Origin of the sequence: Chitinophaga varians (genome assembly GCF_012641275.1) — a bacterium.
Classification (GTDB): Bacteria; Bacteroidota; Bacteroidia; order Chitinophagales; family Chitinophagaceae; genus Chitinophaga; species Chitinophaga varians_A.
This window is the reverse complement of sequence record NZ_JABAIA010000023.1, coordinates 1-741: the sequence shown is the minus strand read 5'-3', so window position 1 is coordinate 741 and position 741 is coordinate 1. Positions and strand designations below refer to the sequence as shown.

Here is a 741-nt window from a genome sequence, read left to right as displayed (position 1 = left end):
CATTTACGATATCCGTAAAGCCAGGCAGCGCGTTAGGCGCCACGGCTTTGATGGAGTATTGGGTAATGTTACCGGTCGGGTTAGACAGTACCAGGTTGAAAGAACCGTCTGCGTTACATACCGGCGGTACAGCGGCTACGGCTACAGTTGGAGCGGCATTGAGGACCAGCTTAATGGAAGAAGTGCTGTTGGCACATACGCCATTGCTGATAGTCCATGTTACCGTTACGGTCTGCGGAGTGCTGGTGGTCAGTGTTGCAATTGCATCCGGAGCATTTGGATTGCTGAAGGACACGCCGGTACCGGACCAGGTACCTGTTTCGGTAGGTTTCGGTGTGTTGGCATTCAGCTGGAAGACGTTATTACCGCACTGGGTGATATCGCTGCCTGCTTTGCTTTCTGTGAGTGCTTCGGTGTTGGTCAGGATGATCTGGTCAGAAGCGGTACAGGAAGCTTTGTAGTTGTTGGTCACTGTCCATTGCAGTGTCACGGATTTACCCGCAGGCACGCCTGTTACAGTGGTGGTGTAGTTGTTTGGATTGGTGATTTGTGCACCGAGGTCAGCACCTACAAAAGTCCAGACACCTGTCTGGTCAGCGGCGGGCTGGTTACCGGTTACGGTGAAGTCTTTGGTGTCACACTGTTTGATCTCCGGTTTGCCGGCATCAGCAGTCGGCATAGACCTTACTTTCACGGTCACGTTGTCGGTTACGGTACAAGCGCCGTTGGTCACGGTTACCG

General features: G+C 53.2%; 1 protein-coding gene. It reads right to left on the bottom strand.

The genetic code is table 11. The annotated features are described in order from the left end of the window. Positions 1-741 (bottom strand): hypothetical protein (locus tag HGH92_RS33430; RefSeq protein ID WP_168875207.1); only part of this gene is annotated, 741 nt, incomplete at both ends.